We start from the raw sequence: 15,147 nt of genomic DNA on the forward strand, positions 1-15,147 counted from the left end.
CGGCCTGTTACTACAGTACCACGACCTGAGATTGAGAATACGTCTTCAATAGGAAGAATGAACGGCTTGTCGATAGCACGCTCTGGCTCTGGAATGTATGAATCAAGTGCTTCACCTAACTCAACAATTTTCTTTTCCCACTCTTCTTCGCCTTCTAGCGCTTTAAGTGCAGAACCTTTGATTACTGGTAAGTCATCACCTGGGAATTCGTATTCATTAAGAAGTTCACGCACTTCCATTTCTACTAATTCTAGTAATTCTTCATCATCAACCATGTCACACTTGTTCATGAATACGATGATGTAAGGTACACCTACCTGACGACCTAAAAGGATGTGCTCACGCGTCTGTGGCATTGGGCCGTCAGTCGCAGCTACAACCAAAATTGCGCCGTCCATCTGTGCCGCACCAGTGATCATGTTTTTAACATAGTCAGCGTGTCCAGGACAGTCTACGTGCGCATAGTGGCGGCTAGGCGTGTCATATTCTACGTGTGAAGTAGAGATGGTGATACCACGAGCCTTTTCTTCTGGCGCGTTATCGATTTGATCAAAAGCCTGAGCTGAACCACCGTAAGTCTTTGCCAAAACAGTAGTGATCGCTGCAGTCAGAGTGGTTTTACCGTGGTCAACGTGGCCGATTGTTCCCACGTTTACATGGGGTTTCGTACGTTCAAACTTTTCTTTTGCCATTTTTCTCGTTTCCTAAGTTAAAAGCCCGACCCAACATAGACCGGACCGAACCTTCATTTAGATTTACATTCTAGCTTCAATAATAGCTTGCGCCACATTATTTGGCGCCTCTGAATAATTGAAGAACTCCATAGAGTACGATGCTCTGCCCTGCGTTGCAGAACGCAAGTCAGTTGCATACCCAAACATTTCCGAAAGTGGCACTTTAGCGCGAACAATTTTAATGCCTGCTACACCTTCTTCCATTCCTTCGATCATGCCGCGACGACGGTTTAGGTCACCTACAACATCACCCATCCAGTCTTCTGGAGTGGTTACTTCAACTTTCATCATGGGTTCAAGCAACACCGGATTTGCTTCAGCGGCGCCCTTTTTGAATCCCATCGAACCGGCGATCTTAAACGCCATTTCAGAAGAGTCAACATCATGGTATGAACCATCAAATAAGGTGACCTTTACATCAAGTAACGGATACCCTGCGACGACACCATTTTGCATCTGCTCCTGAATACCTTTGTCCACCGCAGGGATGTATTCTTTTGGAATCACACCACCAACGATTTCATTGACAAATTTGTAGCCTTCACCTTCTGCCTGAGGCTCAATGCGAAGCCAAACATGGCCAAATTGACCACGACCGCCAGATTGGCGAATAAATTTACCTTCTATTTCAACTTTTTTGCGTATCGTTTCGCGGTAGGCAACCTGTGGTTTACCTACGTTACACTCAACTTTGAATTCACGCTTCATACGGTCTACGATGATATCGAGGTGGAGTTCACCCATACCAGAAATAATCGTTTGACCTGATTCCTCATCAGTTTTAACTCGGAAAGAGGGATCTTCAGCAGCTAATTTACCTAGCGCCATCCCCATTTTTTCCTGATCAGCCTGCGACCTAGGCTCAACCGCGATGGAGATAACCGGATCAGGAAATTCCATACGCTCTAAAGTAATTACGTGATTAGGATCACATAAGGTGTCACCTGTAGTGACATCTTTTAGCCCGATTGCGGCAGCAATATCACCTGCACGTACCTCTTTCAGCTCAGCACGATCATTGGCGTGCATCTGCACAATTCGTCCAAAACGTTCGCGTTTTCCTTTTACTGGGTTGTAAACCGTGTCGCCCGTATTGACCACACCAGAATAACAACGGAAAAACGTCAGCGTGCCCACAAACGGGTCTGTGGCAATTTTAAATGCGAGTGCTGAGAAGGGCTCGTTATCATCAGAGTGACGCTCCGCTTCTGTTTCTTTGCCATCATCTAATATACCGGTAATCGATTTTACATCGGTAGGAGATGGTAGGTATTCAATTACGGCATCCAATACCGCTTGAACACCTTTATTTTTAAACGCACTACCGCAGGTAGCGAGGACTATCTCGTTCTTCAACGTACGTTCTCGCAAACCTTCAAGTATTTCTTTTTCTGAAAGCTCTTCACCTTCCAGATACTTATTCATTAATTCGTCAGACGCTTCTGCTGCGGCTTCAACAAGCTCACTGCGGTATTTATCTGCTTTTTCTTGCAGTTCTGCTGGAATATCTTCATAGGTAAAGGTCATACCCATGTCTTCCATATTCCAGTTGATGGCTTTCATCTTCACTAAGTCGATGACGCCACGGAATTCTTCTTCGGATCCAATATTTAATTGGATGGGTACACAGTTGGCACCTAAACGCTTGCGGATCTGCCCGACAACGCGTTCAAAATCCGCACCAGCACGGTCCATCTTATTAACGAAAACCATGCGTGGTACGTGATATTTGTCCGCCTGTCTCCAGACGGTTTCAGATTGAGGCTCAACGCCCGAAGACCCACAGAACACAACTACCGCACCATCGAGCACGCGCAATGAACGCTCTACCTCGATAGTAAAGTCGACGTGTCCAGGCGTATCTATGATATTGATACGGTGCTGGTGGTACTGCTGTCGCATTCCCGACCAGAAGCAGGTTGTGGCGGCAGAAGTAATCGTAATTCCGCGTTCTTGTTCCTGCTCCATCCAATCCATAGTGGCTGCGCCATCATGGACCTCACCTATCTTGTGTGAAAGTCCTGTATAAAACAAAACTCGCTCTGTAGTTGTGGTTTTACCCGCATCCACATGAGCAACAATTCCAATATTACGATACCGCTCAATTGGGGTCTTACGAGGCATACGTCTCTCTCAATCAGTTTCTTACCAACGGTAATGTGCGAACGCTTTGTTCGCTTCGGCCATACGGTGAACGTCTTCACGTTTCTTAACCGCAGAACCTTTGTTGTCAGCTGCATCAAGCATTTCAGCAGCCAGGCGCTGTGCCATAGACTTCTCGCCACGTTTACGTGCCGCATCTACCATCCAACGCATACCTAGTGCATTACGACGAACTGGACGAACTTCTACCGGAACCTGATAGGTAGAACCACCTACGCGTCGAGATTTAACCTCAACAGTAGGGCGGATGTTGTCTAGTGCATCTTCGAATACATCTAAGTGTGCCTTGCCGGTTTTTTCAGCAACAATATCAAGCGCACCGTAAACGATTTTTTCAGCGACAGATTTTTTGCCGTCGAGCATTACGACATTCATGAATTTAGCAAGCAGCTGTGAACCAAATTTTGGTTCTGGTAGGATTTTACGTTGACCTACGACTCTTCTTCTTGGCATCTTAATTCTCCGTGGAATTCAGGGATAACCCAAAACTCTAAAATTTCAGTTTGGCCTTACTAACGGAGAACCGTTACGATTTAGGCTTTTTCGCGCCGTACTTGGAACGGGCTTGTTTACGATCATTTACACCTGCGCAGTCTAGCGTACCGCGAACAGTGTGGTAACGAACACCTGGTAGATCTTTAACACGACCACCACGAATTAATACAACGCTGTGTTCTTGTAGGTTGTGGCCTTCACCGCCGATATATGAAGAAACTTCATATCCGTTAGTTAAACGCACACGACATACTTTACGTAGCGCTGAGTTTGGTTTCTTAGGCGTAGTGGTATATACACGCGTACATACACCACGTCTTTGTGGGCAAGCTTGTAGTGCCGCTACGTTGCTTTTCGCAACCGGCTTTCTACGTGGCTTACGCACTAACTGGTTAACTGTTGCCATTAACTAGCTCCTGATTAAAAACTACAAAAACCCGATACACATGTTCGGGTCATTCATTTTCGGCTTTTTACTTCCGTTTTCATATTGTGCTCGTCAATATGAAAAATGACTCTGAAAATAAAAATTCCGCTTTCCGAATGGTTACCACTAGGGTTGTCCAATTTTCGGGTCGCGGAATATTAAAGATCAAAGCCGCAGCTGTCAAGCTGTACACTGGATAAGCAAATTAAATCCTGTACAGTTTGACAGATTACGCAGGATTTACCGAGCCTTTCAACCCGGTAAATCTCAACGCTTACTCTTCGTTTGGAGACTGCTCACCTACTTCAGCATTTAATGCTTCAGTAAGCGCCTGCTCTGCTTCAGCGGCAGATACAGACATCTCTTCAATTTCTTCAATACGTCTCTGAGCACGGCGTTCGTGATACGCGAAACCAGTACCCGCTGGTATCAGGCGTCCAACAATTACGTTTTCTTTAAGTCCACGTAAATCGTCTTCTTTGCCCTGAACAGCCGCTTCGGTTAGGACACGGGTAGTTTCTTGGAACGATGCCGCTGAGATGAACGATTCAGTTGAAAGCGATGCTTTAGTAATACCAAGAAGCTGCGTTTCATAAGATGCTGGGATCTTACCTTGCTTCTCAATTTCACGGTTAGCAACTTTCACATTGGAAACTTCAACCTGCTCGCCTTCAAGGAACTGAGTATCACCTGGGTGGGTAATAATACACTTACGCAGCATCTGACGAATAACCACCTCAATGTGCTTGTCATTAATCTTAACACCTTGTAAGCGGTATACTTCCTGAACCTCATTTACGATGTAGTTCGAAACCGCACTGATTCCACGTAAACGAAGGATATCGTGTGGAGACTCAGGTCCGTCAGCAATAACCTCACCTTTTTCAACGTTTTCACCCTCAAATACGTTAAGCTGACGCCATTTTGGAATCATCTCTTCGTAAGGATCACCATCTTTAGGTGTGATCACCAAACGTTTCTTACCTTTGGTTTCTTTACCAAAGCCGATACTACCCGATATTTCCGCTAATATAGCTGGCTCTTTCGGCTTACGCGCTTCAAACAAGTCAGCAACACGTGGTAGACCACCGGTGATGTCGCGTGTCTTCGAGCTTTCCTGAGGAATACGGGCTAACACATCACCTTCGTTGGCAACTTTACCCTCAGATGCTTCGATAGTGGTAAAGCTTGGCAGACGAATTTCTTGTAAACCGTGTTCATCACTTTCAAGGATAAGCTTCGGCTCTTTGGCATTCACTTTGGCCAGGTCTTTAACCACAATACGGGTTAGACCAGTCAGCTCGTCCTGCTGCATCTCAGTGTTAGAGTCATCAATATCTGAGAAGCTGATTTTAGCTTTACGCTCAGTGATGATCGGGTGACTATGCGGATCCCAGTTGGCAACGATATCGCCTGCTTCAACTGAGGCGCCGTCATCTACACTCAAGATTGCACCGTAAGGCACTTTATAGCGCTCTTTCTCACGACCTTGGTCATCGATCATGGTTAACTCTGTTGAGCGCGATACGATAACCACTTTATTATCAGTATTACGAACGTACTTAGCGTTATGCAACTTCAGGTTACCAGATGTTTTTACCTGTACGCTGTTTTCAGCAGAGGCTCTTGATGCCGCACCACCGATGTGGAAAGTACGCATCGTAAGCTGAGTACCCGGCTCACCGATTGACTGAGCAGCAATAACACCAACCGCTTCACCTTGACCAACCATGTGTCCACGCGCAAGATCACGACCGTAACAATTCGCACATACACCGAAGTCGTTGTCACAGGTAATAACTGAACGAACCATAATTTGGTCGATAGAGTTAGCTTCAAGCATGTCCACTAACGCTTCATCAAGCATAACGTTACGCTCAACCAACACTTCGTCAGTGCCTGGTTTCAAAACGTCTTCAGCGACAGTACGACCAAGTACACGTTCACGTAGCGGCTCTACAACGTCACCACCTTCGATAAGTGGAGACATTTGTACACCTTCAAAGGTGCCACAGTCTTCATTGGTGATGACCAAGTCCTGAGCGACGTCAACCAAACGACGAGTCAAATAACCCGAGTTTGCCGTTTTCAAAGCTGTATCAGCCAAACCTTTACGCGCACCGTGAGTAGAGATGAAGTACTGAAGTACGTTTAGACCTTCACGGAAGTTTGCCGTAATAGGTGTCTCGATGATTGAGCCGTCTGGCTTTGCCATCAATCCACGCATACCCGCCAACTGACGAATCTGAGCGGCACTACCACGAGCTCCGGAGTCAGCCATCATATAAACAGAGTTAAACGATGACTGTTCTTCTTCTTCACCGTCCTTGTTGATAACGATGTCTGTTTTCAGGTTATCCATCATCGCTTTCGCGACTTTTTCGTTGGCGTTTGACCAAATATCGATAACTTTGTTGTAACGCTCACCAGCGGTTACGAGACCGTTCTGGAACTGCTCCTGAATTTCGATTACTTCAGCTTCAGCAGAGTCGATAATTTCTTTCTTAGCTTCTGGGATAACCATGTCATCGATACCAACCGATGCACCTGCCACCATTGCGTAATGGAAGCCGGTATACATAACTTGGTCAGCTGCGATAACTGTATCTTTTAAGCCCAGCGTACGGTAACAAGCATTGAGAAGACGCGAAATCTGCTTCTTACCCATCGCCTGGTTAATAATTTCAAACGGCAAACCTTTAGGCAAAATAAGTGAGAAAATTGCACGACCAACTGTAGTATCAGTCAAGGTGACTTTCTCTGTCTTACTGCCATCTTCTGCTACATCGTATTCCGTAATACGAACTTTAACTCGTGAATGTAATTCTGCATTACCTGTACGGTATGCTTTTTCAGCTTCGTTCGGGCTGGTAAATACCATGCCTTCACCCAAGCCGTTTACCTTGTCACGTGTTAGGTAATAAAGACCTAATACAACGTCCTGTGAAGGCACGATGATTGGCTCACCGTTAGCTGGAGACAGAATGTTGTTGGTTGACATCATTAACGCACGGGCTTCAAGTTGCGCTTCGATAGTCAACGGAACGTGTACCGCCATTTGGTCGCCGTCGAAGTCAGCATTATACGCCGCACACACCAACGGGTGTAACTGAATGGCTTTACCTTCAATTAGAGTAGGTTCAAACGCTTGAATACCTAAACGGTGAAGTGTAGGGGCACGGTTTAGCAATACTGGATGTTCGCGGATAACGTCATCAAGTACGTCCCATACTTCAGGAGCTTCACGTTCTACTAGCTTTTTCGCCGCTTTAATCGTTGTTGCTAAACCACGACCTTCTAATTTACCGTAGATGAATGGTTTGAACAGCTCAAGAGCCATTTTCTTAGGTAAACCACACTGATGTAAACGCAGTGTTGGACCAACTGTAATAACAGAACGACCTGAGTAATCAACACGCTTACCTAGTAAGTTCTGACGGAAACGACCTTGTTTACCCTTAATCATATCGGCAAGTGATTTCAGAGGACGTTTGTTAGATCCTGTGATAGCACGCCCACGACGGCCGTTATCTAACAATGCATCAACTGCTTCTTGCAGCATACGCTTTTCGTTACGCACAATAATATCGGGCGCGGCCAAATCAAGTAGGCGCTTCAAACGATTGTTACGGTTGATTACGCGACGGTATAAGTCATTCAAATCCGATGTCGCAAAGCGGCCGCCATCCAGTGGTACCAAAGGACGAAGGTCCGGTGGTAATACTGGTAACACGGTCATAATCATCCATTCAGGTTTGTTACCTGACTGTTGGAATGACTCCAGTAGCTTAAGACGCTTTGTGATTTTCTTACGCTTAGTTTCAGAGTTGATACTCGGCAGTTCTTCACGCATTGAAGCGACATCTGCATCGACGTCAAGATGTGTCAGTAAGTCAAATACTGCTTCAGCGCCCATTTTGGCGTCGAATTCATCTCCATTTTCTTCAAGCGCATCAAGGTATTCTTCTTCAGTGAGAAGCTGACTGCGTTCAAGCGTCGTCATACCTGGCTCGGTAACCACGTATGATTCGAAATAAAGTACACGTTCAATATCACGTAGCGTCATGTCCAACATCAAACCGATGCGAGACGGCAGTGATTTTAGGAACCAGATGTGGGCTACCGGACTTGCAAGTTCAATGTGCCCCATACGTTCACGACGAACTTTAGTCAGCGTAACTTCAACGCCACATTTCTCACAGATTACACCGCGATGCTTAAGACGCTTATATTTTCCGCACAGACACTCATAGTCTTTAACCGGGCCGAAAATACGGGCACAGAATAATCCGTCACGCTCGGGTTTGAACGTACGATAGTTAATAGTTTCTGGTTTTTTTACTTCACCGTATGACCACGAACGAATCATGTCCGGAGAAGCCAAACCAATTCGAATATTATCGAATTCTTCAGTCTTATTTTGTTGCTTTAGAAACTTTAATAAGTCTTTCACATTACTCTCCCAGCGGAGTCAGTCTCTATAACCCGGCGCAAGGCCGGGTCAGTTACGTCAATTACAAGGCCTTCGCCTGCTTAATTCTCTTCAAGCTCAATGTTGATACCCAGTGAGCGGATTTCTTTAAGCAATACGTTGAAGGATTCAGGCATACCTGGCTCCATTCTATGATCGCCGTCAACGATGTTTTTATACATCTTCGTACGACCATTCACGTCATCCGATTTCACTGTTAACATTTCTTGCAGAGTATAAGCTGCACCGTATGCTTCTAGTGCCCATACTTCCATCTCACCGAAGCGCTGGCCACCAAACTGTGCTTTACCACCTAGAGGCTGCTGCGTAACAAGGCTATAAGAGCCAGTAGAACGCGCGTGCATCTTGTCATCAACAAGGTGGTTAAGTTTAAGCATATACATGTAGCCGACAGTTACTGGACGCTCAAACGCACGACCGGTTCGACCGTCAAACATGCTGATTTGTCCACTTTCAGGCAGATCGGCAAGCTTTAACATTGACTTAATTTCTTCTTCGCGAGCACCGTCGAACACAGGGGTTGCAACTGGTAGACCTTTACGAAGATTTTCGGCAAGACGTTTAACTTCGTCATCGCTGAATGAGTCAATATCCACTTCCTGATGGTTTTCACCAAGCGTATACACTTCTTTCAAGAAGTCGCGGAGGTGAGCGATTTCCCGCTGTTCTTTAATCATGTTATCGATCTTCACACCGATACCATGGGCAGCCATACCCAAGTGTGTTTCGAGGATCTGACCGATGTTCATCCGCGACGGAACACCAAGCGGGTTCAAGACGATATCGACTGGTGTACCGTTGGCATCGTAAGGCATGTCTTCAACAGGAACGATGGTTGAGATAACACCCTTGTTTCCGTGACGACCAGCCATTTTATCACCAGGCTGGATATGACGTTTAACCGCAAGATAAACTTTAACAATCTTCAATACACCCGGCGCTAAATCATCACCCTGTGTAATCTTACGACGCTTGCCTTCAAACTTCTTATCGAAGTCCGTTTTAATTTCGCTGTGCTGTTCAGCTATCTGATCAAGATCGTTTTGCATATCTTCATCAGTCAGCGTGATATCAAACCATTTTTCACGCGGCATGCTATCAAGCTTGGCATCATCAATACTGGCTTTGTTCAACAAGTTACGAGCGCGGGAGAAAATACCATCAGCTAAGATGTTAAACTCGTCAGATAAATCTTTCTTAACCTGACGCAATTGCATATCTTCAATTTCTAACGCACGCTTGTCTTTTTCTACACCATCGCGGGTAAAGACTTGTACATCGATTACTGTGCCGTGAACTGAGTTAGGTACGCGAAGTGACGTATCTTTCACGTCAGAAGCTTTTTCACCGAAGATTGCACGTAATAGTTTTTCTTCAGGAGTAAGCTGTGTTTCGCCTTTAGGCGTCACTTTACCTACCAGAATGTCGCCGCCTTTCACTTCTGCGCCGATGTATACGACACCAGACTCATCAAGTTTTCCTAGCGCAGCCTCACCTACGTTGGGTATGTCAGAACTTATTTCTTCTGGCCCAAGTTTGGTGTCACGCGCTATACAGCTCAGTTCCTGTATGTGAATAGTGGTGAAACGGTCTTCTTGCGCTACGCGCTCTGAAATAAGGATGGAATCCTCGAAGTTGTAACCATTCCAAGGCATGAATGCAATACGCATGTTCTGCCCTAGCGCTAGCTCACCTAAATCAGTAGACGGACCGTCTGCTAACACATCACCTGTAACAATCGGATCACCTACGTTACAGGTGGGTCTCTGGTTAATACATGTATTCTGGTTAGAACGGGTGTATTTAGTCAGGTTGTATATATCGATACCTGCTTCACCCGGAAGCATTTCGTCTTCGTCAACCTTGATCACGATTCGACTGGCATCAACGTAGTCAACAACGCCACCGCGTTTAGCTACGACGGTTACACCAGAATCGACAGCTACCGTTTTCTCCATACCTGTACCCACTAGCGGCTTATCTGCGCGCAATGTTGGTACCGCCTGACGTTGCATGTTTGAGCCCATCAATGCCCGGTTTGCATCATCGTGCTCTAGGAATGGAATGATAGATGCGGCAATCGACACGATTTGCTGAGGCGAAACATCCATATACTTGATGTCTTCTTTAGGCATCAAAGTAGTTTCACCACGGTGACGACATGGAATCAAGTCATCTACCAGCTCACCATTTTCTGTTAAGGCTATATTAGCCTGAGCAATTGGATACTGGCCTTCTTCAATTGCAGATAAATAGTCGATTTCATCACCCACTACACCATCGACAATGCGACGGAAGGGTGTTTCTAGGAAGCCAAAATCATTGGTACGTGCAAAGCTTGCCAATGAGTTAATTAGACCAATGTTAGGTCCTTCAGGTGTTTCGATTGGACACAAACGACCATAGTGAGTCGGGTGTACATCTCGAACTTCAAATCCTGCTCGCTCACGCGTCAAACCACCCGGCCCTAATGCAGAAATACGGCGCTTGTGCGTCACTTCTGAAAGCGGGTTGTTTTGATCCATAAACTGTGACAACTGCGAAGAACCGAAGAATTCTTTCACTGCTGCGGAAATTGGCTTCGCATTAATCAAATCCTGAGGCATGATGTTATCAAGATCACCTAAACTTAGGCGCTCTTTAACCGCACGCTCAACACGAACCAAACCTACACGGAACTGGTTCTCGGCCATTTCACCAACCGAACGGATTCGACGGTTACCTAAGTGATCGATATCGTCGACTTCATCTTTACCATCACGAATCAAGATGAGTCGCTTCATGACCGCAATAATATCTTCTTTATCTAATGTACCAGAGCCAGTAAGTTCATCTCTGCCTAAGCGGCGGTTGAACTTCATACGACCGACTGATGACAGGTCGTAACGCTCTTCAGAGAAGAATAAGTTTTCGAACAACGTTTCTGCGGCATCTTTTGTTGGTGGCTCACCAGGTCGCATCATACGATAGATTTCAACTAATGCCTCAAGGCGATTACTTGAATTGTCTATACGTAAGGTGTCAGAGATGTAAGCACCGTGATCCAGCTCGTTAATATAAAGCGTCTCAAACTCTTTGATACCAGCTTTGCTTAGCTCAGCCATAGTCTCGAGTGTGACTTCATCGTTTGCATTAACGATGACTTCGCCACTGTCTTCGTCAATGAAAGATTTAGCGTAGACACGACCAACCAGATATTCCGCCGGTACTTCAAGTTCTGAAATGTTTGCTTTTTCAAGTGCACGCGTGTGACGAGCTGAAATACGACGACCCGTTTCAACTAGTACATTGCCATCAGCATCAAGTATATCGAACTGTGCAGTTTCACCACGTAAACGGTCCGGTACGATTTCCATCATCAGGCGGTCATCATCAATCCGTACCTGGACTTTATCGAAGAAAGTTTCAAGGATCTCTTCGGTGGTCATCTCTAACGCACGCAATATGATAGTTGCAGGCAACTTACGACGACGGTCAATACGTACGAACAAATTATCTTTTGGATCGAACTCAAAATCTAACCATGAACCACGGTAAGGAATAACGCGAGCGTTATAAAGCACTTTACCAGACGAGTGCGTTTTGCCCTTATCATGATCATAGAACACACCAGGTGAACGGTGTAACTGAGAAACGATTACACGCTCAGTACCATTGATAACAAAGGTTCCGTTTTCAGTCATTAACGGAATCTCACCCATGTACACTTCTTGTTCTTTTATATCTTTTACGGTACCGGGTGCGGCTTCTTTATCGAATAATACTAACCGCAGTTTTACTCTTAATGGAGCTGAATAAGTTACACCACGAATTTGACATTCTTTGACGTCAAATACGGGTTCACCCAGGCGATAACTGACAAATTGTAATTCAGAGTTACCTGAGTAGCTTTTAATAGGAAATACAGAACGGAAAGCGGCTTCCAGACCGTATTGCCCGTCGATATCGACTTCAATAAATTTTTTAAATGAATCTAGCTGAATTGAAAGAAGATATGGAATTTCCAATACCTGTGGGCGTTTGCCAAAATCCTTACGGATACGTTTCTTTTCGCTATAAGAGTAAACCATGGGTTCCTCAGCCTGCTGATTTTAGACCCAACCTGCTATCTGAAATACGAACAGATAACAAACTTCCTCAACCCTTTTTCGGGCAATCTCACCAGCATACAACAAATATTGACCAAATTGGTAGAAACTTGTTGGTTTACTGCTACTTAATGTGATATCCCGTTGTGGTTATCCTGTGTACAACTAAGGGTTAAAAACTGTACACCCCACAGCGCAAAAAGGCTGGTGGTTAAAAAAACCACCAGCCTTGCCGTTTAAGGCAGGTAATCCAATTAATTCAGATTACTTAACTTCAACTTCAGCACCAGCTTCTTCAAGCTGCTTCTTAAGTTCTTCTGCTTCGTCTTTGCTTACGCCTTCTTTGATAGCTTTAGGAGCAGACTCAACTACTTCTTTCGCTTCTTTAAGACCTAAGCCAGTCGCGCCACGTACTGCTTTGATAACAGCAACTTTGTTCGCGCCAAATGAAGTCATTACTACGTCGAATTCAGTCTTTTCTTCTGCAGCAGCTTCGCCACCAGCAGCAGGACCTGCAGCTACTGCAACAGCAGCAGTTGCTTCAACGCCGAATTTTTCTTCAGCAGCTTCGATTAGCTCAACCAATTCCATAACTGGCATTTCAGCAATCGCGTTTAAAATATCTTCTTTAGTTAGAGCCATGTCTCTAAACTCCCGGGTTTAATAAGTTAAAAAAATCAATATGCCAAAGAAACCAATTACTTGGTGTCTTTGATCGCCGCCAATACGCGCACAAATTTGGTAGGTACTTCGTTGATAGTGCGAACGAATTTGCCCACCGGTGCTTTGAAGGTTGCAAGAAGTTTTGCAAGCGCTTCGTCGCGAGTTGGAAGTGACGCCACTGCATCCAGTTTTTCCGGACCAAGAAGACCACTACCAATTGAAAGTGCAGTAACTTTAAGCTTATCGTTCTTCTTCCCATAGTCTTTGAAAAGACGCGCTGCACCACCAGGTGCATCAATAGAGAAACCGTAAATAAGCGGACCAGTTAAGGCGCTGTCTAAGTCAGCAAATTTACTGTCTGCCAATGCACGTTTAGCCAGAGTATTACGCACAACCTTTAGGTATACGCCTTGCTCACGAGCTTGAACGCGCAGGTCAGTCAGCTCTGCAACTTCCATCCCACGGTATTCAGCGACGGCAACAGATAGAGCGCGAGACGCAACTTCGGAAACTTCCGCTACGATCTCTTTTTTAGCTGCTAATCCTAGTGCCACTGAGTTCACCTCTTTGTATCTGATGATTAAGCTATTCACTTGCACATCAGGGTTCACAGATTGATATAACCAACATGGTCATACCGCTCTACGGTGTTTGTTACCCCAGAGAGTCTGAGTCAAACCACCGTCTGCGCAGGCTTTTATATTAAGTGAGCATTGAATGTAAAAGTTCTCTTACCTCTTTTACTGCTGCACGCCTGCGGTCTTGGACGGGAGCTAATAGTCAGTTTCCTGACTTTCAGCTCCAACCCATAACCTTAAGAGATGCCGACATGTTGCCACGTCAGCAAATTGCATTACTGACCTACAGAGGCCTTATCAACAGAAACACCAGCGCCCATAGTTGTGCTTAAACTGATTTTCTTGATATAAGTACCCTTTGCTGAAGAAGGCTTTGCTTTCTTCAGTGCTTCAAGTAATGCTTCTAAATTTTCTTGAATTTGGTTCGCTTCAAACGCAATCTTACCAATGCTTGCGTGAATGATACCGTTCTTATCGTTACGGTAGCGTACCTGACCTGCTTTAGCATTCTTAACTGCTGTAGCCACATCTGGCGTTACTGTGCCAGTTTTAGGGTTAGGCATCAGGCCACGTGGACCTAAGATTTGACCTAGTTGGCCCACTACACGCATTGCATCCGGGCTGGCTACAACAACGTCAAAGTTCATTTCGCCTTTTTTCACTTGCTCAGCAAGGTCGTCCATACCGACGATGTCTGCGCCAGCTTCTTTCGCTGCATCAGCATTAGCACCTTGAGTGAATACCGCAACACGAACATCTTTACCCGTGCCGTTTGGTAGTACCGTTGCACCACGTACGTTTTGATCAGATTTTTTCGCATCGATACCAAGGTTTACTGCTACATCTACGCTTTCAGCGAACTTTGCAGTCGCTAATTCTTTTAAAAGAGTAACAGCTTCGTTGATTTCATACTCTTTAGTTGAATCAACTTTGTCGCGGATTAGGCGAGCGCGTTTAGTTAGTTTAGCCATTCGATTAGTCCTCTACGTTCAAGCCCATTGAGCGAGCAGAACCCGCGATAGTGCGAACTGCAGCGTCAAGGTCAGCAGCAGTCAGATCTGGTTCTTTAGTTTTCGCGATCTCTTCTAACTGAGCGCGGGTAACTTTACCCACTTTTTCAGTATTTGGACGGCCAGAACCACTCTTAATGCCAGCTGCTTTCTTAAGCAAATAAGACGCTGGAGGCGTTTTAGTTTCGAATGTGAAAGAGCGATCTTCGTATACAGTAATTTCTACTGGTACCGGAGCGCCTTTCTCAAGACTTTCAGTTTTTGCATTGAAAGCCTTACAGAATTCCATGATGTTTACACCATGTTGACCTAGTGCAGGACCAACTGGTGGACTTGGGTTTGCAGCACCTGCCGCAACCTGTAGCTTAATTAAGCCAGTTACTTTTTTAGCCATAGTGATTGCTCTCTTTAGTGGGTCTAGCGCCTCGCAAATATCGAGAATATTTGCTCAAATGGCTTCCCGTTTCCATTTAAAAGGGCGCGAATTATAGATTAAT

10 protein-coding genes are annotated in these 15,147 nt (G+C 45.3%); all 10 read right to left on the minus strand.

Annotated elements, in window-relative coordinates; translation table 11 throughout:
• On the minus strand, positions 1-692 hold a 692-nt coding region (locus tag OPS28_RS02705), incomplete at its 3' end, for an elongation factor Tu (protein WP_265607897.1).
• Positions 693-755: 63 nt separating this feature from the next.
• The gene (fusA, locus tag OPS28_RS02710; protein ID WP_265607898.1) at positions 756-2,858 is read right to left on the minus strand and encodes an elongation factor G; all 2,103 of its coding nucleotides are present in this window, start codon (positions 2,856-2,858) and stop codon (positions 756-758) included.
• Positions 2,859-2,879: 21 nt separating this feature from the next.
• The gene (gene rpsG, locus OPS28_RS02715) at positions 2,880-3,350 is read right to left on the minus strand and encodes a 30S ribosomal protein S7 (RefSeq protein ID WP_265607899.1); all 471 of its coding nucleotides are present in this window, start codon (positions 3,348-3,350) and stop codon (positions 2,880-2,882) included.
• Positions 3,351-3,423: 73 nt separating this feature from the next.
• Positions 3,424-3,798 carry a 30S ribosomal protein S12 gene (rpsL, locus tag OPS28_RS02720; protein ID WP_265607900.1) on the minus strand — a complete coding sequence of 125 codons (375 nt, stop codon included), beginning with the start codon at positions 3,796-3,798 and terminating at the stop codon, positions 3,424-3,426.
• Positions 3,799-4,093: 295 nt separating this feature from the next.
• Complete coding sequence (gene rpoC, locus OPS28_RS02725; RefSeq protein ID WP_265607901.1) at positions 4,094-8,272, minus strand: DNA-directed RNA polymerase subunit beta'; 4,179 nt, start codon at positions 8,270-8,272, stop codon at positions 4,094-4,096.
• An 80-nt stretch (positions 8,273-8,352) separates the two neighbouring features.
• Entirely contained in the window at positions 8,353-12,381 is a 4,029-nt protein-coding gene (rpoB, locus tag OPS28_RS02730; protein ID WP_265607902.1) for a DNA-directed RNA polymerase subunit beta, read from the minus strand.
• Positions 12,382-12,663: 282 nt separating this feature from the next.
• Positions 12,664-13,041 carry a 50S ribosomal protein L7/L12 gene (gene rplL / locus OPS28_RS02735; protein WP_265607903.1) on the minus strand — a complete coding sequence of 126 codons (378 nt, stop codon included), beginning with the start codon at positions 13,039-13,041 and terminating at the stop codon, positions 12,664-12,666.
• A gap of 56 nt (positions 13,042-13,097) precedes the next feature.
• Positions 13,098-13,616 (minus strand): 50S ribosomal protein L10, encoded by a 519-nt coding sequence (rplJ, locus tag OPS28_RS02740; protein ID WP_169211504.1) that lies wholly within the window; start codon positions 13,614-13,616, stop codon positions 13,098-13,100.
• A 299-nt stretch (positions 13,617-13,915) separates the two neighbouring features.
• Positions 13,916-14,611 (minus strand): 50S ribosomal protein L1, encoded by a 696-nt coding sequence (gene rplA / locus OPS28_RS02745; RefSeq protein WP_265607904.1) that lies wholly within the window; start codon positions 14,609-14,611, stop codon positions 13,916-13,918.
• Between the two features lie 4 nt (positions 14,612-14,615).
• Positions 14,616-15,044 carry a 50S ribosomal protein L11 gene (gene rplK, locus OPS28_RS02750; protein ID WP_169211502.1) on the minus strand — a complete coding sequence of 143 codons (429 nt, stop codon included), beginning with the start codon at positions 15,042-15,044 and terminating at the stop codon, positions 14,616-14,618.
• Between the last annotated feature and the right edge of the window lie 103 nt (positions 15,045-15,147).

Source organism: Alteromonas sp. ASW11-130, assembly GCF_026183735.1.
Classification (GTDB): domain Bacteria; phylum Pseudomonadota; class Gammaproteobacteria; order Enterobacterales; family Alteromonadaceae; genus Alteromonas.

Excerpts from the sequence above, each read along its gene's own strand:
- fusA (WP_265607898.1), bottom strand. The coding sequence starts at position 2,858 with ATGCCTCGTAAGACCCCAATTGAGCGGTATCGTAATATTGGAATTGTT.
- rpsG (WP_265607899.1), bottom strand. The coding sequence starts at position 3,350 with ATGCCAAGAAGAAGAGTCGTAGGTCAACGTAAAATCCTACCAGAACCA.
- rpsL (WP_265607900.1), bottom strand. The coding sequence starts at position 3,798 with ATGGCAACAGTTAACCAGTTAGTGCGTAAGCCACGTAGAAAGCCGGTT.
- rpoB (WP_265607902.1), bottom strand. The coding sequence starts at position 12,381 with ATGGTTTACTCTTATAGCGAAAAGAAACGTATCCGTAAGGATTTTGGC.
- rplL (WP_265607903.1), bottom strand. The coding sequence starts at position 13,041 with ATGGCTCTAACTAAAGAAGATATTTTAAACGCGATTGCTGAAATGCCA.
- rplA (WP_265607904.1), bottom strand. The coding sequence starts at position 14,611 with ATGGCTAAACTAACTAAACGCGCTCGCCTAATCCGCGACAAAGTTGAT.
- rplK (WP_169211502.1), bottom strand. The coding sequence starts at position 15,044 with ATGGCTAAAAAAGTAACTGGCTTAATTAAGCTACAGGTTGCGGCAGGT.